Annotated in this window: 5 protein-coding genes; 3 read left to right on the forward strand and 2 right to left on the reverse strand. The window is 47.0% G+C overall.

Annotation, left to right across the window (positions count from 1 at the left end; genetic code table 11):
• Positions 1-237 precede the first annotated feature (237 nt).
• The 3 genes from serA (at position 238) to ABQ275_RS09130 (ending at position 4,093) form a co-directional block, all read left to right on the forward strand.
• Entirely contained in the window at positions 238-1,473 is a 1,236-nt protein-coding gene (gene serA, locus ABQ275_RS09120; protein ID WP_349317980.1) for a phosphoglycerate dehydrogenase, read from the forward strand.
• A 222-nt stretch (positions 1,474-1,695) separates the two neighbouring features.
• Entirely contained in the window at positions 1,696-2,469 is a 774-nt protein-coding gene (locus tag ABQ275_RS09125; RefSeq protein ID WP_349317981.1) for a hypothetical protein, read from the forward strand.
• A 37-nt stretch (positions 2,470-2,506) separates the two neighbouring features.
• Complete coding sequence (locus ABQ275_RS09130) at positions 2,507-4,093, forward strand: S41 family peptidase (protein ID WP_349317982.1); 1,587 nt, start codon at positions 2,507-2,509, stop codon at positions 4,091-4,093.
• Positions 4,094-4,226: 133 nt separating this feature from the next.
• On the opposite strand, the gene ABQ275_RS09135 is transcribed toward ABQ275_RS09130, so the two are convergent.
• Complete coding sequence (locus tag ABQ275_RS09135; RefSeq protein WP_349317983.1) at positions 4,227-6,470, reverse strand: family 20 glycosylhydrolase; 2,244 nt, start codon at positions 6,468-6,470, stop codon at positions 4,227-4,229.
• Between the two features lie 137 nt (positions 6,471-6,607).
• Positions 6,608-21,157, reverse strand: a complete 14,550-nt coding sequence (locus ABQ275_RS09140; protein ID WP_349317984.1) for a gliding motility-associated C-terminal domain-containing protein — start codon at positions 21,155-21,157, stop codon at positions 6,608-6,610.
• Between the last annotated feature and the right edge of the window lie 178 nt (positions 21,158-21,335).

Consider the following 21,335-nt stretch of genomic DNA (forward strand, 5'->3'; position numbering starts at 1 on the left):
CTTTCCTTCCAAATAAAATTAATAGTCCGGGAAGCTTTTAATGCATTTTTAAGCCCGAATGATAAAAAAACTTTAAAAAAAGGTGTTGAGAAGCATGTTTTTTTGATGAAATCGAATTTGATTACAACAGTATTTGATTATTCCTCAACATGGAGTAGGTTTGTGCCTTGTTTTCCCCGCGTAACTGCAATTATTAAGCCAATTGATTGATATAGATATATAATACTTTATAATATTATGGAGCAGCTAAAGACGACAAGTTATCCGAAAGACAAGATCAGCATTTTATTGTTGGAAAACATCAGTGACGCTGCCGTCGCAGAATTTACCTCGGCGGGTTATCATGTACGTAAATTAACCGGTGCATTGAGCGAAGCGGAGCTGATAAATGAAATCAAGGATGTACATCTGTTGGGTATCCGATCTAAAACACATGTCACGCGAAAAGTACTGGACGCCGCGAAGAAGCTCCAGGGTATTGGTTGTTTTTGTATAGGCACCAATCAGGTCGACCTGAAAGCTGCTACGCAGCATGGGGTGGCCGTTTTCAACGCTCCCTATTCCAACACCCGCTCGGTAGCGGAACTGGTAATCGGGTTGTCTATCATCCTCATCCGCCGTATTATTGATAAGAACATAGCCGCGCACAACGGTACATGGATGAAAGAATCCACCGGCAGTTATGAATTGAGAGGTAAAACGCTGGGTATTATCGGTTATGGTAATATCGGTAGCCAGGTAAGTGTGCTGGCAGAAGGTATGGGAATGAACGTTATCTATTATGATGCTGAAACCAAACTGCCACTGGGTAATGCGGTTCAGTACAAGTCAATGGAGGAGCTGTTCGCCCAATCTGATATCGTTTCAATGCATGTACCTTCCAGCAAAACTACGGTCAACATGATCACCCGGGAAGTGCTGTCACATGCCAAACAGGGATCCATCTTTATCAACTACGCACGTGGCGAAGTGGTAGACCTGGAAGCACTGAAAGACATCCTGGAAAGCGGTCAGTTATCCGGTGCAGCTATCGATGTATTCCCGGTAGAACCGGAAAAGAACGGCGCAGCTTTCAGCACACCGCTGCAAAAACTGCCTAACGTAATCCTGACACCGCATATCGGTGGAAGTACAGAGGAAGCGCAGCATAATATAGGTCTGGACGTCAGCGCCAAAATGCTGAACTTCCTGGAAAAAGGCGCCACCTTTGGCTCTCACACTGTTCCGGCGATCAGCGTACCACCCACTGAAAACACACATCGTATCCTCCACGTGCATGAAAACGTACCGGGTGTGCTGTCTGCCATTAACACCGCGCTGTCAGAGAATAAGATCAACATCCTTGGACAGTATCTTAAAACCAATGACCAGATCGGTTATGTAGTGCTGGATGTAGACAGACAGCTGTCACAGGAAGCACTGACACTGCTGAAAGGGGTGAAACATACCATCAAGACACGTTTATTGTATTAAACGATCTTTTATATATTATAGAAAAGCAGGGATTTCTTCCCTGCTTTTTTTATTTTCCGGAGAAGTAAAGCCGTTCATTAAAATATTCTTAATCCGGTAAAATACGATTCCACCTGCACTTCCCGCCCGTTCGCCGATTCTTTTTCCCGCTTATATGCTTTTTCCGTAAATTGTTTCAGATTTCTTTGTTAACGTTGCAGCTTAACAGAAACTAAAAGAAGTATGATTATAAACAGGGCGCTGATAGCAGGAGCGGGGTTGATAACAGGCCTGCTGATGCAAATAAACGTACATGCACAGGACAGCGAGCCAAATAAATGGGCGCCGGCAAATATAAGTATTGACGGACAGGCAACAGAATGGCCTAAACCACTACAATTCTATAATAATGAAACAAAGCTTTTTTATACAATAGCCAACGATAAGGATACGCTTTACGTAATAGTAAGTGTGCCTGATCCGCAAAGCCAGTTTAAGATCATGCGGTCGGGCCTTACGTTCAGTATTAATCCTTCCGGCAAAAAGAAAGTGGGTGCATCATTGACTTTCCCCTTGACCACCAACGCAACTCCCGCACCGGATGTGCCGGAAGAATCACAGCAACGCGTAGCGGAAGAGTGGAAGAAAAAGATCCTGGCGAACGTGAAAGAAATAAAAGTAGACGGCTTCACCGGTATCGATAACGGAAAAATACCGGTAGCTAATAAATATGGTATCCGCACTGCATCCTCTTTTGATGCCGCCGGCAACCTGATTTGTGAGATGGCTATTCCGTTAAGTGTGGCGGGAATTCCTGCCGGTAGCGACAAACCGGTAGCTTACCGCTTTAAAGTAAATGCATTAAATAAGGAAGACCGGAAGCCCCGTGATCCCAAAGCAGGACAACAGGACCCGAACGCTGCCCAGGGCCAGGGTGGTGCAAACGATCCCCGTATGATGAGCCTGATGTATTTTTCTACGGACTTCTGGACCAAACAAACGCTGGCAACCCACTAAGGGACCGGCAAACTTTCATATAGTCTTAACCGTTGTTATGCATACAAATTTGTTTTCTGCGGGAGCCAAAGCAGTTTTCACGGGCCTGATGTGTGCCGGATTACTGATGGCGTGTCATAAGGATAATAATAATAAACCAACCCCTGGTCCTGATCCCATAGACACCACCACTACCAGCACGGCTATTCCCGCAAAGGAAGCAGAGGATTCCCTGAAATACCTCATGTACCAGATTATGCAGGTATCGTATGCTGATGGCGGAAGAAATTCAGCCGCAGGGTTACCCACCTATTACTGGTATGGACAGGTGCCGAAACTGAACCCACTGGACAGCAAATATGCCAATGCGGATAGCCTGTTATCGCAGATGAAAACATATGCTATCAACACAACGGCTACGCCTAACGCGCCTTACGACCGTTACAGCTTCCTGGACCGTAATGGTACACTCACCAATAAGCTGATGAATGGCGTATCTGCACAAAATTTTGCGGCTGCCACCGGCGACTTTGGTTTCGACTACGGCATTTCAGTGGACCAGTCAGGAAAAGCACACCTGTTTGTTTTGTATGCCGATAAAAACAGTCCAGCCGGATTAAAAGGGGTAACCCGCGGTTGGGAGATCACTTCTGTAAACGGCAACAGTAATATTCAAAATACCACGGCATTTTTAAAAAGTACTTACGATGCCATCTTTAATAGTTCCAGCGTAACACTCGGATTTAAAAGGACGGATAATAGTACTACGACCGAAACATTGAATACCACTTCCTATAATATTAACCCGGTATTGTTCGACACCGTATTTACGGTGAAAGGGGAGAACGTCGGTTATTTTTCCATGTACACTTTTTCCAGTGTTACTAATTCCGATGGTCAGCCTACTTATACCAAAACCGCGCTGGATCAAACGTTCGACAAGTTCAAAACAAAAGGGATCACCAGCCTGATCGTAGATCTGCGGTACAACGGCGGTGGTGCCATTACCACAGCGGAGTACCTGGATGCTGCCATTGCACCGGCGTCGGCTGCGGGACAGGTGATGTATACCTATCTCTACAATGATAAACTCATGCAGAACCTTGCTGCAACTGAGCTTACATCGTTGGTGAACTTTCCTGCCGGAACGGGTGGTCTGTCGCTCAAAAATGTATTCTTTATAACTACAGGAAATACGGCATCAGCCAGCGAGCTTACCCTCAATAACCTCAGACCTTATCTGAGAGATAAATTGAAGCTGGTAGGAGAAAAAACGTATGGTAAACCGGTAGGATTTATCGATTTTAATATTTCCATTTACGATAAAGCGCATAAGCAGCAATACCTGGCAGATCTGTATGCGATTAATTTCGAAACAGTAAATAAAGAAGGCATCGGAAAATATTACAATGGAATTGATGTGGATGCAGCTGCCGTTGATTATGTAAATGTACCCTGGGGCAATGCTGATGATGACAACCTGCAAAAAATATTCTCTTATCTGAACACTGGAGCATTTGCCCGTGCGAATGCGCGCCTGTCTACTGCTGAAGCGGCCAACCTGCGTACGGTAGTACCTAATGCCAAACCAATGCATGGATTCAATGGTATGGTGGATTTCAAACACAGGACCAGGCTTAAATGATACCAGGATTAACTGATTAAAAGATTAAACAAGATGGGTGTAGTAGATATAAAAAGAAGATCAACAATTATTCTTCTCTTATATCTACTACACCCATCTTGTTTAATCTTTTAATCAGTTAATCCTGGTCTGGTCATTGGATAATTATTTCGTCGGTAAACATAAACCCATGTTGATCGTTTACAGCGTGAACCCTTACGTAACGGGCTTTTTGACCGTTCAGATTAAATTTGAAATCTTTAAAGGTAAGTGTTGACGTAGTAGTGGGAATATCGTTTTTTACCTGTTGTACCGGTTTGAAGTTTTTACCATCTGATGAAATCAGTACCTCCACAAATGCCGGCATATAAACACCGGGGCCTGTCAACTGCATAAAAGTAATAGATAAACTGTTGAGTACGGTTTCCTGTTCCATGTCTACCGTTACATCCATATCTCCCGTAAATCCCTGCCACTGCCCATCTCCATAAGTTAACGTTCCGCGGTAACCATTGACAAGTGTAGCTGTTCCCTGCGCGGGATAACTTTTATTGTAAGGCAGGTTATAGATCACATTTTTGCCGATGGCTTTATGATCATCAATAGGTAGTACAGCCGGCTTTCCCTGTAACAGGGAGTCTTTAAAGATCGCGGCTGTCAGCAGGGCGGAACCGGTTACCTGGAAGGCGCCCTTGTACAATTGTGCATTTTTATCAGGGATGCTTCCGTCCAGTGTATAGCGGATCTCCGGCTGGTATTGCTCTGTACTGAAGGTGATTGTCGTCTTGTGCTGATTTATTTGTGGATGGATCGTAACGTTATAGGAAGGGCGATAATAATTTACGTTTAGCCGTTGAAGTAAGCGATAGTGAGATTGGATCCGCTGGTGGAAATTATCCCAGTTTTTGTGCAGTGTATCTGACCATACTACTTCGGATAATGCGATCAGGCGCGGGTATACCATGTATTCCAGGTGATCTGTGCTTGGGATGTATTCCGTCCAGATGTTGGCCTGTGCACCGATTACATGTTTGGCAGCAACAGGGCTCAGTTCCTTTGGAACAGGTTCATAGCTGTATACTTTTTCCAGCGGAAGATAACCGCCGATGGCGGGAGGTTCTGTGGCAGGATCGGCCTGATAGCTATCGAAGTAACAGTAGCTACCGGGCGTCATCACTACATCATGGCCTTCTTTTGCTGCGGAGATGCCACCGCTTTCACCCCGCCATGACATGACGGTAGCTTCCGGTGCAAGGCCACCTTCCAGGATTTCATCCCATCCCAGCAGTTTTCGTTTATGCGCCAACAGGAATTTTTCCATCCTGCGGATGGCGTAGCTTTGCAGCTCATTTTCATCTTTCAGTTTTTCGGTACGGATACGTTGCTGGCATTTGGGGCATTGTTTCCAGGCTTTCTTACTGGCCTCATCACCACCTACATGGATATACGTAGATGGGAAGATATCCATCACCTCCTGTAATACATTCTCGAGGAAGACAAAGGTGGAATCGTTGCCGAGGCAGAACTCTGAGTTTTTATAAGGGATACCGGAGCAGGAGAGTTGCGGGTATACGGCGAGTACTTCTTCCGAGTGGCCGGGCATCTCTATTTCAGGGATGACGGTAATGCCGCGTTGTGCCGCATAAGCCACTATTTCGCGTGCCTGTTGCTGGGTATAATATCCGCCGTAGGCGTTGGGATCACCTTCAGTTGAATAGTGACGGCCTTTGCTCCACCAGTCTTTCCAGTTGGCATGATCCCGCCATGCGGCCTGTTTTGTCAGTTCGGGATACTTTTTTATTTCCAGCCGCCATCCAGCGCCATCTGTGAGATGCCAGTGGAAAGTATTCATCTTATATAATGCCATCAGGTCAATAAAACGTTTGATATAACTGGCCGGGAAGAAATTCCGGGAAACATCCAGGTGTACACCTCTGTATCCAAAACGGGGATGGTCGCTGATTTCAGCGCCAGGGAGTTTCGATTGGTCAGGTTGCAGGAGCATCAGTTGTAACAATGACTGCATGGCATTTACGGCGCCGGTTTTTGTACGGGCAGTGATAAACACATTGTCTGGTGTGATCTTCAGCTGATAACCAGCGGAGTCCGGGATGGCGGTATGATCAGCCATCCGGAAAACAAAACTGTGGGCCTGGCTTATCCGTAGCAGGGCCGATTGTGGTTGAGGCAAACGGGCAGCATCGGCAAAAAGTTTGGCTACCGGCATAAAGCCAGGATCCGCAAATACCCGGGTCCGGTCATTGATTTCAAAGTTTCCGTGGGTAGCAGTTACGGAAGTGGGCCGTGGAATCAGATCCAGGTTGCCTTGGGTTTGGGCAAGGCCAGGCAATGTAATACATGCCGATAGAAAAAGGGCAGTGGTAAAACGAATTAACATACAGACAACAGCTTTAATACAATTCAGTATGCACGAATGTAGGACGTTTTATGAAAACAGCCAGTACCCTGAAATGCAAAAAGCAGAAAACCAACTGGCTTTCTGCTTTTTGCAACGGGTGTATACGGTTATCAGTTTTACCTGATCACGGTAACTTCTCCTTTAATGATATTGGCTGATCCGCCGGCAGCTTTCTTGTAAGTAAGCCACCAAACATAGGTGCCTACATCTACAGGGCTGCCTTTGTATTTACCATCCCATCCTTTGTGGTCATCCGCAGAGAGGAAGATCAGTTCACCCCAACGGTTGAAGATGCGCAGTTCATATGAGAACATAGGTCCTCTTACTATTGGTCTGAATACATCGTTTCTTCCATCGCCATTTGGTGAGAAGGCATTCGGGAATTGTGGTTTAGGTTCGCACTGGATAAAGTCAACAGTGATGTTATCCGTAGCACTACCACAATCATTGAATACGGTAACGGTGTAAGTGCCGCCGTTGGTTACTTCCAGGGTTGGCCCTGAAGATCCGTTGTCCCAACGTGCACTCGTGATGCCGCCGCCTTCTGCGCGGAGTGTGAGGGTTTCCCCTTTACACATGGTGGTATCATTACCCAGGTTGATTTTTGGTATACCGGTGATGTTTACTCTTACGCTATCCAGGTATACACGTTGACAGAACCTATCCATCACGGCCAGTTTGTATCTACCGGCTTTGCTTACCTGTTTTACGGGATTGGTATCACCATCATTCCAGAGGTAAGAGATCGCATCCGGGTTGGTACCATCAAAGGCTACGGTGCCATCAGGACAGATGTTCCTGTCTGGTCCGAGGTCCAGGGTGATACCCGGTTTCATTCTCACATTTACCGTATCTCTCACCACACAATTATCTCTGCTTACCGCTACCCAATATCCACCGGGTTGATTTACGATGATGGAGTTGCTGGTTTCACCTGTCTGCCATTTGATGCGGCCACCGTTTGAATTTACGGTGAGCATAATGGATTGATCCGGACATATAGCGGTGTCGCGACTCAGGCTGATATCTGGTGGAGGATTCACGCTTACCTTGATCGTATCGATCGTGATACATGCGCTCTTCATCACTTTCACCCAGAACTGTTCCTGTGTGCTTACCAGGATAGATGGGGTAGTAGCCCCGTTACTCCAGAGGTATTGTGCCCCGTCTACATACGCATCCAGTTTCACGGATTGACCGCGGCAGATGGTGGTGTCTGGGATGTCTACCAATGGTGTTGGTATCAGGCCAACTTTAATGGTATCTGACGTGATACATTGGCCATTGCTGACGTTCACCCAGTAAGTACCGGCCTGTGTGATCTTGATCCGTTGCGTAGTGGCGCCCGTAGACCATTTGATACTGTAGGCGAAGTTCACTGCGCCAGCGTCCAGTACCAGGCTGTTGCCACCGCAGATAGTGGTATCCCTGCCGAGGTTTACGACCGGTTTCTGTATATAGTTCAGGTCGTAGGTCACGGTGTCTGAAGAGCAACCTGTTTTACCATCTGTCATGATGAACGATGCCGAAGTAGCGCCATTCAGGTTAAATATGTTGCTGCTTTGTGTGAGCGGCAGACCAGCTACCACGTTGGCAGGCGTTACAGCTACCAGTGTGAATGTTGGCAGTGAAACTTTCGCTGCAGGCTGCAGGGCAATCCTTGGATTGTCGGAGCAGTTGGTTGGTAGGGTAGCGATCAGTTGCGGTTTGTCGCAAGGTTTAATGATCACACGTTGAATAACATCGTTGGCTTTGTTGCCACATGCATCCATAATGGTCCATCTTCTTATAATCGTGTAGCCGTTACAGATATCCTTCACAAACGGATCTTCACTATAAATTGCTTTTTTAGGGAAGGCCGGATCACAATTGTCTGTGGCGGTTAATACCGGTGCTGAAGGAATTTTATCCTGGCAGAAGATCACTACATCTGCCGGAGCAGGCATGATCACCGGACGGGTGGTATCTTTTACAGTAACCACTTGTTTCATGGTGGCGATATTGCCGCAGGCATCTTTCGCAATCCATGTTCTGATGATGCGATAATCGCTTTTGCATGCGCCTGGAATTGATTCCGTTACTATCTGGCGGCTCAGTGTGAGACCGTTTCCGATAGTGCTGCAATTATCGGTTACTGCTACATCAAAAGCAGGTTTCGGAATGTTATCGCAGCTTACAGTGGTGTCGGCAGGCGGTTTCACGGTGAATACCGGTTTAGTGGTATCCTGTACGGTGATCTGCTGCTGCATCACTGTTTTGTTGCCGCAATCATCTGTTGCGGTCCAGGTACGTATTTCCAGGAAGTTGCCAGCACAGGCTCCGGGCAATTTCAGTGTTTTTGAGCTGGTGAATACCTGGATGTTACCAGAACAGTTATCGGTCGCTGTAATGACAGGCCATGCCGGTACCATATCGCAATTTACGATGGTGTCATTCGGCGCAGGCATAGAGAATACTGGTCTGGTGGTATCCTGTACCCTGATGATTTGTTGTACGGCGCGTGCATTTCCACAATCATCCATAGCCGTCCATTTACGGAAGATGATATAGTTACTGGCGCAGCTTCCCGCGTTATGTACAAGGGAATCTTTCGGTATTACCGTAATGACACCCGGTGTACAGTTATCGCTGGCAGTAAGATTGGTACCAGCAGGTATTTTATCGCAATCCACGGTAGCATCAGCTGGTGGCTGCATATTGAATACCGGTGCACTCATATCCTTCACCGTGATCACCTGTGTGAGTGTGATACCTGTGTTGCAGGCATCCACAGCAGTCCAGGTACGGATCAGCTGATAGTTGCTGGTGCAGGTTGCGCCAGGGATGTCTTTGCGTACTTCCACCACCGGAATGGTGATGTTGCCCGCGCAATCATCTTTTGCTATCAGGTCTGTTTTTGCAGGTACTTTATCGCAATCCACGGTTACGTTAGCAGGAGCAGGGGTGGTGAATACCGGTGCTCTTGTGTCCTGTATCGTAATGGTCTGCGAAGCAGTAACGAACAATCCGCATCTGTCAGTAGCCGTCCAGGTACGGGTGATGGTGCTAAGACATGGTGAAGTTACCACGGTAACGTCATTGTAAGTAACAGTGAGTGTCACATTATCATAAGGTGCGTGACTAAATACCGGCTTACCGAAGAGGGTCGTGTAATCCTTGCCCTGTACGCATTCTGTTGTGATAGCAGGTGGTACGGAAGTAACAAACGGTGATTTGTTGACAACCGTTATTTTAACCACGTTGCTGATATTGTTGATACATGCACCGGATGTAACCAGTCTTCTGTACCAGGTGTCGGCAGCCAGGAGACCCGGTTGATAGATATCGCTGGTAGCGCCGGTAATTGTTGTGAACGGACCGGTTGCACCTGCCGTGTTTTGCTGCCAAACGTAAGTATAGGTACCATTACCTCCGGACAACAGGTTACCACGTATAGCCATGGGCATTTCAGTAGTACATACTGTCTGATCGGCCTGGATAGTGTTACCCAGTATAGGTTTCCGGTTGATCAGCGTAACACTGGAGCTGGTAGCGGTACACACACCATTGCTGACAGTCCATGTTAATACTGCTGTTTCACCGGCAGGTACGGTAATCGTTGCTTTTCTGTCATCTGTTTTGCTGATGCTGATCAGTGCAGCGTTGCTGCTGGTAACTTTCCAGCTTCCTTTTGCACCAGGTACAGCGGGATCGCTGGCATCCATTTTAAAGGTAGCATCATTACAATGTTCCTGGTTGGGGCCCGCTTTTGCAGCCACCGGCGCCTGATAGTTGATCAGGGTTACTTCGTCTGAAGTAGCACTACATACGCCGTTGGTAACCGTCCAACGCAAGGTAACGGTGTCGCCTATATTAATATTCACACCAGAAGCAGGGTTGTTGATAGACCTGATCAGTGCATTACCTTTTACAATTGACCAGAAGCCTTTTGCACTGGATACGCTTGGCTTGTCTGCTGTCATGGTGAAGTCGGCAGTGGTATTACATTTTTCCTGGTCAGAACCTGCTGCGGCATCAGCTGCTTTAGCATAATTGATCAGGGTTACCGTACTGGAAGTTCCGGTACAGTTACCGTTGGAGATCGTCCATTTCAGGATGACGGTGTCACCAAGAGGAACCGTTACTTTAGAGAACGGATCATTCGGTGATTTAATCGTAGCCCTGCCTGGTCTGCGACTGATGTCTGTCCAGGTACCGGTTGCACTGGCCACACCTGGCGCATTTGCTTCCATGGTGAAGTCTGTGGTGCTATTACATTTTTCCTGGTCAGGACCCGCTACAGCGGTAGCTGCTTTTTTGTAGTTGATGATGGTCACTGTACTGAAAGTACTATCACATACACCGTTGGCAATGGACCATTGCAGGATCGCTGTGTCTCCTACAGGCACTGTAACAGCGGTAGTTGGACTGGTTGGTGATTTGATGGTAGCCCTGCCAGGGATACGGCTGATATCTTTCCAGTTTCCTTTACCGGTAGCTACGCCGGGTGCATTGGCGCGCATCACAAAATCAGTCAGTTTGTTACATTCTTTCTGATCCGGACCAGCGTTGGCTTTAGCGGCTAACGCATAGTTGGTGACAACCACCTGGTCGGAAGTAGCAGCACAGGTACCATTGGTAATAGTCCAGGTGAAGGTTACACTTTTACCTGCTGCTACCGTTACGGTGGTATTAGCCAGGTTTTTATTTGCAATCGTTACACCAGTTGTCCCTGTTGGATATGTCCAGGTTCCGGTGGCGCCATATTGCGTAGGTGCGTTACCGTTAAGCGTGAAATTGGCATTATTACAGTTTTCCTGGTCTTTGTTGGCATCGGCGGTGGCTGGTGTTTCATAATTGGTGATGAATACATGATCACTGGTTGTTGTACACACGCCGTTCTTAATAGTCCAGGTGAAAGTGGCAGTATCACCGGGGAGCAATGTGATTTTTGATGTGGGAAGATTTGGATTGTGTATAACTGCTCTTGCGTTATAGGTAGTCCATGTTCCAACAGCTCCCGCAGCGTTAAGCTCGTTACCTTCCAGTTGCAGATCAGTTTTGATATTACAATGTTTCTGATCTGGGCCGGCATATGCATCAGCAGGTTTTTCATAAACCGTTACTTTGGCTGATACACAAGCACTGCTTCCGCAAGCACCTGTACTTTCTGCACGTACAAAATAAGTTGTACTCACCGCCACATTTTTGAAGGTGGCTGTTCTGCCATCCGGGCTGACAGCATCCGGTGTAACCGCTGTGCTGCCTGTTGTGCCAGGGCAAGCGGTGGTATACCACTGCCATTTTGCATTGGTTGTACCGTTTTCATTTGTACCCAGGCTACCACCTACGATGGTCAGTTTCACATCTCCCTTATCACATATTTCTATGGTAGCAGGCGTGATGCTGGTAGGTACTTTTGAAGGTGTCTGTACTTTAACAGAGAAGTTATAGTCTGTTGTACATCCCTTGTTTTTACCATCGCGGATCGTCAGTACAAAGTTGTAGGTACCCGCAACCGTAGTAGTTGGATAACTTACTTTGATAGGACTTATGCCTGACCATGATTTGGTTATTGCTGTGAAGCCAGGCATCGCTTTGGTAGCAGCTGCTTTAATGCTATACTCCGTAATGTTACCTTTCACGTTAGAGAAAGCGACATCAAAAGTACCATTGCTGTTACATACCGCGTTGATAGCTGCCAATGTCAGTGATGGCGCTTCATTGAGTGTTAATACCACATGAGAAGTAGTAGCGGTACATACGCCATTTGAAATGGTCCAGGTGAGCGTTACCTGCTGTGAGGTAGGCGTGGCCGGCAGCGTGGCTATTGCATTCGGTACGTCGTCATGATCGAAGGTCACATTGGAGCCAGCAGGAGCCGTCCACTTGCCGGTTTCACCGGTTTTTATTGGACTGCCACTGAGCTGGAAAACAGGATCACCACACTGTATAATCGGAGCACCATCTTTGTTTTCGCTGAGTGCAGGCGTATTGGTTAATACGATATCATCAGTAGCTGTGCAGGTTGATTTGTAGTTGTTGGTTACAATCCACCTGATTGTTACGGATTTTCCAGGGGTAAGGCCGGTTACTTCTGTTGCGTGATCGGTAGCGGTTGTGATAGTAGCGCCATTTGCAGCACCAATAATAACCCATGTACCGGTTTGATCGTCTTCGGGTTTGTTTGCCCCCAGTTTAAATTTACCATTATCACATTGTGTGATATCTATGCCGGCTTTAGCTTCCGGCATAGATCTAACCACAACGGTTACATTTTCAGTAACGGAGCAGGCGCCATTTGTAACGGTTACCTCGTAAAGGTTATCACCAATAAATGTAGGTGTATTGGCGAGAGATGTTCCCGTTCCGACATTAACTCCATTTAGTGTCCATTTTATTGTATAGGCACTATTGGCCGCTTCTATGTTGAGTGCTACGGCCGTTCCTTCACAAATCTCAGCAGGATTACCGGTGATATTGACGGTAGGTTCCTGGTCAATTTTAACAGAGAACGGAATCACAGTTACACATCCCTGGTTGTTGCCATTCTGGATGGTGAGGGTGAAGTTATAAGTACCTGCTGCTACAGTAGAAGGATAAGTTACATTGATAGGACTTACACCTGTCCAGGTAGCATCTACTATGTTTGTGAAGCCCGCCATTGGCGTGGGTACGTCAGCTTTAATGCTGTATTTGGTAATAGTACCATCAACAGCAGAGAAAGCGAGATTAAAGGCCCCCTTGCTGTTACATACCGCTGCAATAGGTGCAATGGTTAGTGTAGGCGCTTCCGTGAGTGTTAATACTACCTCAGATGTAGTCGCGGTACATACCCCATTTGAAATGGTCCAGGTGAGCGTTACCTGCTGTGAGGTAGGCGTGGCCGGCAGTGTGGCTATTGCATTCGGTACGTCGTCATGATCGAAGGTCACATTGGAACCGGCAGGAGCGGTCCACTTACCGGTTTCACCAGTTTTTATGGGACTACCACTGAGCTGGAAAGTAGTAATACCGCACTGCGTGATCGGCGCACCATTTTTGTTTTCGCTGAGCGGTAGTGTATTCGTAAACGTTACCTCTTTGCTGGAAGTGCAGGAACTGTTACCCTTGTTGGTCACTGTCCATATAAGCGTCACCGACTTACCGGCAGGTAATCCTGTCAGTGTGGTGTTGTTACTGGTGGTACTGGTGATGGTAGCACCATTGTTGATACCACCTTTAAATGACCATACACCTTCCTGGTCAGTGAGTGGAGCAGTTGACTTCAGATTGAAGTTGGGAACGTTACACTGGCTGTATCCCGGATCCGGAGCTGCAACCGGCATAGACCGCAGGGTTACGGTGATGTTGTCTTCCACCACACAGGCACCATTGGTAACGGTCACTTTATAAATATTGTCTCCAACCTTAGTCGGTTTGTGTATGAGCGTGGCCCCTGTTTCAGTTAAAGCGTTGCCATTGAGTTCCCATTTGATCGTATACCCCGGGGCAGTATTCGCCGCGTCAATGCTGAATGTTACTGTTGCTCCTTCACAGATATCCAGTGGAGCTCCGGTGATGGCTACGGTAGGTTCCTGATCAATTTTAACAGAGAATGGAATCACAGTTACACATCCCTGGTTGTCGCCATTCTGGATGGTAAGGGTGAAGTTATAAGTACCCGCTGCTACAGTAGAAGGATAAGTTACATTGATAGGACTTACACCTGTCCAGGTAGCATCTACTATGTTTGTGAAGCCCGCCATTGGCGTGGGTACGTCAGCTTTAATGCTGTATTTGGTAATGGTACCATCAACAGCAGAGAAAGCGAGATTAAAGGAACCCTTGCTGTTACATACCGCTGCAATAGGTGCAATGGTTAGTGTAGGCGCTTCCGTGAGTGTTAATACTACCTCAGATGTAGTCGCGGTACATACCCCATTTGAAATGGTCCAGGTGAGCGTTACCTGCTGTGAGGTAGGCGTGGCTGGCAGTGTGGCTATTGCATTCGGTGCGTCGTCATGATCGAAGGTCACATTGGAACCGGCAGGAGCGGTCCACTTGCCGGTTTCACCGGTTTTTATGGGACTACCACTGAGCTGGAAAGTAGTAATACCGCACTGCGTGATCGGCGCACCATTTTTGTTTTCGCTGAGCGGTAGTGTATTTGTTAATACTATCTCTGCAAAATGATTACAGCTACTGTTATTCGTATTGCTGACTGTCCACCTGAGCGTAACAGCTGTTCCGGCGGTAAGGCCGGTTACTGTTGTGAGCGGATCAGTAGCTGTAGTGATAGTAGCGCCATTGGCAGCGCCAATAATAGACCATTCACCCTGCTGATCAGCAATTGGTATAGCCGGATCCCATACCGCTGCCATCTTGAAAGTACCATTATCACAGTGGGAAATATTTATACCGGCATTAGCTACGGGCACGGATCTAACTACAACGGTTACATTTTCAGTAACAGAGCAGGCGCCATTTGTAACGGTTACCTCGTAAAGGTTATCACCAATAAATGTAGGTGTATTGGTGAGGGATGTTCCCGTTCCAACATTAACTCCATTCAGTGTCCATTGTATTGTATAGGCGCCATTGGCAGCATCGATGTTGAGTGCTACGGCCGTTCCTTTACAAATTTCAGCAGGATTACCGGTGATGGCTACGGTAGGTTCCTGATCAATTTTAACAGAGAATGGAATCACAGTTACACATCCCTGGTTGTTTCCATTCTGGATGGTAAGGGTGAAGTTATAAGTACCTGCTGCTACAGTAGAAGGATAAGTTACATTGATAGGACTTACACCTGTCCAGGTAGCATCTACTATGTTTGTGAAGCCCGCCATTGGCGTGGGTACGTCAGCTTTAATACTGTATTTGGTAATAGTACCATCTACAGCAGAGAAAGCGAGATTAAAAGACCCCTTACTGTTACATACCGCAGCAATAGGCGCAATGGTTAGTGTAGGCGCTTCCGTGAGTGTTAATACTACCTCAGATGTAGTCGCGGTACATACGCCATTTGAAATGGTCCAGGTGAGCGTTACCTGCTGTGAGGTAGGCGTGGCTGGCAGCGTGGCTATTGCATTCGGTGCGTCGTCATGATCGAAGGTCACACCGGAGCCAGCAGGAGCCGTCCACTTACCGGTTTCACCGGTTTTTATGGGACTACCACTGAGTTGGAAAGTAGTAATACCACACTGCGTGATCGGCGCACCATTTTTGTTTTCGCTGAGCGGCAGTGTATTCGTTAATACAATATCCGCAAAATCAGTACAGCTACTGTTATTCGTATTGCTGACTGTCCACCTGAGCGTAACAGCTGTTCCGGCGGTAAGGCCGGTTACTGTTGTGAGGGGATCAGTAGCTGTAGTGATAGTAGCGCCATTGGCAGCACCAACAATAAACCATTTTCCTTGCTGATCCGCAGTTGGTATAGCCGGATCCCATACCGCCGCCATCTGGAAAGTACCATTATCACAGTGGGAAATGTTTATACCGGCATTAGCTACGGGCACGGATCTAACTACAACGGTTACATTTTCAGTAACAGAGCAGGCGCCATTTGTAACGGTTACCTCGTAAATGTTATCACCAATAGAGGTAGGTGTATTGGCGAGAGATGTTCCCGTTCCGACATTAACTCCATTCAGTGTCCATTGTATTGTATAGGCGCCATTGGCAGCATCGATGTTGAGTGCTACGGCCGTTCCTTTACAAATTTCAGCAGGATTACCGGTGATATTGACGGTAGGTTCCTGGTCAATTTTAACAGAGAACGGAATCACAGTTACACATCCCTGGTTGTCGCCATTCTGGATGGTGAGGGTGAAGTTATAAGTACCCGCTGCTACAGTAGAAGGATAAGTTACATTGATAGGACTTACACCTGTCCAGGTAGCATCTACTATGTCTGTGAAGCCTGCCATTGGCGTGGGTACATCAGCTTTAATGCTGTATTTGGTAATGGTACCATCAACAGCAGAGAAAGCGAGATTAAAGGAACCCTTGCTGTTACATACCGCAGCAATAGGTGCAATGGTTAGTGTAGGCGCTTCCGTGAGTGTTAATACTACCTCAGATGTGGTCGCGGTACATACGCCATTTGAAACGGTCCAGGTGAGCGTTACCTGCTGTGAGGTAGGCGTGGCCGACAGCGTGGCTATTGCATCCGGTGCGTCGTCATGATCGAAGGTCACACCGGAGCCTGCAGGAGCGGTCCACTTACCGGTTTCACCTGTTTTTATGGGACTGCCACTAAGCTGGAAAGTAGTAATACCACACTGCGTGATCGGCGCACCATTTTTGTTTTCGCTGAGCGGCAGTGTATTCGTTAATACTATATCCGCAAAATCAGTACAGCTACTGTTATTCGTATTGCTGACTGTCCACCTGAGCGTAACAGCTGTTCCGGCGGTAAGGCCGGTTACTGTTGTGAGCGGATCAGTAGTTGTAGTGATACTGGCGCCATTTGCAGCGCCAATAATAGACCATTTTCCTTGCTGATCCGCAGTTGGTATAGCCGGATCCCATACCGCCGCCATCTTGAAAGTACCATTATCACAGTGGGAAATGTTTATACCGGCATTAGCTACGGGCACGGATCTAACTACAACGGTTACATTTTCAGTAACAGAGCAGGCGCCATTTGTAACGGTTACCTCGTAAATGTTATCACCAATAAAGGTAGGTGTATTGGCGAGAGATGTTCCCGTTCCGACATTAACTCCATTCAGTGTCCATTGTATTGTATAGGCGCCATTGGCAGCATCGATGCTGAGTGCTACGGCCGTTCCTTTACAAATTTCAGCAGGATTACCGGTGATGGCTACGGTAGGTTCCTGATCAATTTTAACAGAGAACGGAATCACAGTTACACATCCCTGGTTGTTTCCATTCTGGATGGTAAGGGTGAAGTTATAAGTACCTGCTGCTACAGTAGAAGGATAAGTTACATTGATAGGACTTACACCTGTCCAGGTAGCACCTACTATGTCTGTGAAGCCCGCCATTGGCGTGGGTACGTCAGCTTTAATGCTGTATTTGGTAATAGTACCATCAACAGCAGAGAAAGCGAGATTAAAGGAACCCTTACTGTTACATACCGCAGCAATAGGCGCAATGGTTAGTGTAGGCGCTTCCGTGAGTGTTAATACTACCTCAGATGTAGTCGCGGTACATACGCCATTTGAAATGGTCCAGGTGAGCGTTACCTGCTGTGAGGTAGGCGTGGCCGGCAGTGTGGCTATTGCATTCGGTGCGTCGTCATGATCGAAGGTCACACCGGAGCCAGCAGGAGCCGTCCACTTACCGGTTTCACCGGTTTTTAAGGTATTGCCACTGAGCTGGAAAGTAGTAATACCACACTGCGTGATCGGATTACCCGCTACGCTGACAGTGATCGGCAGTGTATTCGTTAATACAATATCCGCAAAATTAGAACAGCTACTGTTATTCGTATTGCTGACCGTCCACCTGAGCGTAACAGCAGTTCCGGCAGTAAGACCAGTTACAGTTGTGAGCGGATCAGTAGTTGTAGTGATACTGGCGCCATTTGCAGTACCAACAATAGACCATTCACCTTTCTGATCAGCAATTGGTATAGCCGGATCCCATACCGCCGCCATCTGGAAAGTACCATTATCACAGTGGGAAATGTTTATACCGGCATTAGCTATCGGAACAGCATTCACGATTACATCCTGGGAAACTGTTTCTGTACATGTTCCGTTTACTACGGTCACACTGTAAACCTTGATTCCTGCGGGTGCAGATGGTGTATGCGTGAGCGTAAGGCTGTTCGTACCAACAGTCACCCCATCTACTTTCCAGGTTTTGGTATAAGTACTGTTAGCTGCTTCGATGCTAAGGGTAACACCGGCGCCAAGACAGATATCCAAAGGATTACCGGTGATGGTTACTGTTGGCTTTTCATCCAGCTTAACAGTAAAAGGAATATCAGCGGTACATCCTGCATTGGTACCATCCTGTACACTCAATATAAAATTATAAGTACCGGCAGCAACAGGGCCTGTATAGTCCACCACAATAGTATTACCAGTGGTAGGCCATGGCGTAGTGGTCGCTGCAGCTACAAATCCGGGCATAGGCGTAGGTGTGCCTGGCTTAACGGTATATTCCGTTACAGTTCCTGTAAGTCCGGAGAATGTAATCGTGAACTTATTATCAGCATTACAAACTGCCGCCGCGGTGGCCGTAAGGGTGGGTGCTTTCCTCCGGTGTAAAATAACGGTGGAAGTGGCATCCAGGCATTTGCCGTTTGTGACGGTCCAGGTAAGTGTTACATCTTTCACCACTGGTGTTGCTGACATGGTTGCGATGGCATCGTATCTGGTAGCATCATCAAAGGTCACACCAGAGCCGGCAGTGACCGTCCATTTACCAGTTTCATACTCACCGGGTTCGTTGGCGCCCAACTGGAATGTATTGATACCGCATTGGGTGATAGCTGTTCCTGCGTCACTAACAGGTTCCGGCAAACTGGTTAAAGTCAGGGAAGCCTCGTCAGCGCAATCTGTTTTGTTGTCATTGGTAATGGTCCATATCAGCGTCACGCTTTTGCCAGCCGGCAGTCCGGTAACAGTACTGTTGTAGAGTGCCGGGTTGGTGATCGTCGCACCATTATCTATTCCATCTTTAAATGTCCATTGACCAGTTTGACCGGCAGGTGGTTGATTACCAGTGAGTGTAAAGGTAGGGGAGGTGATACACTGTACCTGATCAGGTCCCACGGTTGCATCCGGCAGCGTATGCACGATTACTTCCATGTTGTCATCCACTACACAAACTCCATTCGTTACCGTTACATTATAGATGTTATGGAATGCACCTGTAGTAGCTGTAGTAGGAGTATGGGTCAGCGTTACATCTGTTTCACCTGGTATCAACGTACCATTCAGATCCCATTTAATATCATAATCTTTATTCTCTTCCTGGATATCCAGTTTCACTTCGTCACCCAGACAGATTTCTTTCGGAGTGAGGAGGCTTACATTTACAACAGGAGGGTCATATACGACAATTTCGGCGCGGTTACTATCCTTACAGACTTTAGCATTACCATATGATTTCTCACCCACTACTTCATAGGTAGTGGTAACTGTTGGAGATACGGTAAGCGTCTGGCCGGTAACAATCGGGATTACCTTCCATTCATAGCTATCATATTTATCATCAACAGTAAGGGTAGCTGTTGCTCCGGAACATATTTCCGATCCGGTAATGGTAATCTGTGGTTGTGGGAGGATCGTTATCTTCACGGGGCGCGACGGCGCGGCGCATCCTGTCAGGCTAAGGTTGTCCTTTTCTGTAATGCCCACGCGGTAATAGTAAGTTTTTTCGACATTGGGATCGCCTTTCAATGCACCAGGGCCAAAATGTAAGACAGGTGTTGTTGCACCTGAAATCACACCGGCGTTCACGGGACCGTCCACAATATCTACATAGGTAGCTTCGAGGCCATCAGGGCTAATCTGCCATTTATAGGTTGGCTGATCGAAATAGTCTATAGGATTCAAGAAGGCGGTCAGGTCGAGTACAGCACCGCCACACACCCTGTCTTCCGTTCTTTGTTCATCCTTCAGACCATCCACAAATGCAAATATATCAGGGCTGCAATATTTAAATTCAATATCATCAATAGCGATGTCATTACCGCAACCGCCGTAGTTGTTGTTGATGATGGTTAAGTCTACCGATGTAAGCTTTGTTTTAAAACTACCTCCATATTGCTGCCATTCCGGCTTCTTGAGGTTCATCGATACATCATAGGTATTAAATCGTCCTATTTCTTTCCCGGTACCTGTTTCCGAGAGTACAAAAGTTACACCGGCGTAGTGGTAGCCATCCGGTTTGGAAGTTGTTGACCTGGCACAACCATCATAAAAAGTGGCGAGTGAGTTCACGTTCATGAACCAGGCCGAAAAGGAATAAATAGAACCAGGACAAAGCCCGGTGATCGTTCTTTTATAAAATGCTTTTTTCTCAAGCGCAGAATTCGCTACCAGCATGGCGCCTACGGAGTCGGGTGCTAAGAAGTTCTGGGTATGATCCTGTGAGCTTACCCATTCAGTTCTCAATTGTGTATTATAATAAACAGCATAATAGTTATCATCGAGTTGACCGGAACCAAAGAGGTACCTGTCTGCAGCAGGCTGGATGCCATCAATGATATCATTCTTTTTTTGCGCATTTCCCGTCTTCATACGGCCAAAGTCTTCTTTGAACCCTGCCATGGTACTGATGGTACCGGGACAAGCACTCATATCACAGTTCTGAACAGTAATTGTTTTGGAGACAGTATATGGAGTACTATTACTAGTTTTATAAATTTTTACAGTAAAGGTATAGGTGCCTTCTTTCTTTAGTCTGATGGTCATTGCGGTGACGCCGGGATAGGTGGTGTTCGGCTTTTGACCGAGCCACATAGCGCCTGGTCCCGGAGTAACACCGGTACCTGTCCAGAACACCATCTCGTAGTCTGCAGGGGCGAGGGCGGGTGATACGCTCCAGTCCATATGGTCAGGATTGAAGTCTTTGTCCCATAAGAGTCCGTTCAGGCTGGCTAAACTTCCCTTACATACGTTGTCGGGAGCGTTTATAAATGCCTTTTGTGCTGTTGTCGTGACGGACATCAGCATAAGACCCAGAATCAGGTATAAAAAGGATAAAAAAGGTTTCATAGGTGTAAAACGGTTAAGTGAAAAAAGTATCAGCCATGAGCATTTATAGATGCTCAGTGCTCATTGCTTTTCAACCGTTTACATCGGTAAAAAAGGGTGAAAACCTTGTTCCAGTCGGACTGTGGGAATGAGTAAAATGCTTTCATAGGCGTCAGGTATTTATACTAATATGGCTAAA

The organism is Chitinophaga sp. MM2321 (genome assembly GCF_964033635.1).
GTDB lineage: Bacteria > Bacteroidota > Bacteroidia > Chitinophagales > Chitinophagaceae > Chitinophaga.

What these genes read in the sequence shown, in the direction of transcription:
- serA (WP_349317980.1), top strand. Translation starts at nt 238, where the DNA reads ATGGAGCAGCTAAAGACGACAAGTTATCCGAAAGACAAGATCAGCATT.
- ABQ275_RS09125 (WP_349317981.1), top strand. Translation starts at nt 1,696, where the DNA reads ATGATTATAAACAGGGCGCTGATAGCAGGAGCGGGGTTGATAACAGGC.
- ABQ275_RS09130 (WP_349317982.1), top strand. Translation starts at nt 2,507, where the DNA reads ATGCATACAAATTTGTTTTCTGCGGGAGCCAAAGCAGTTTTCACGGGC.
- ABQ275_RS09135 (WP_349317983.1), bottom strand. Translation starts at nt 6,470, where the DNA reads ATGTTAATTCGTTTTACCACTGCCCTTTTTCTATCGGCATGTATTACA.
- ABQ275_RS09140 (WP_349317984.1), bottom strand. Translation starts at nt 21,157, where the DNA reads ATGAAACCTTTTTTATCCTTTTTATACCTGATTCTGGGTCTTATGCTG.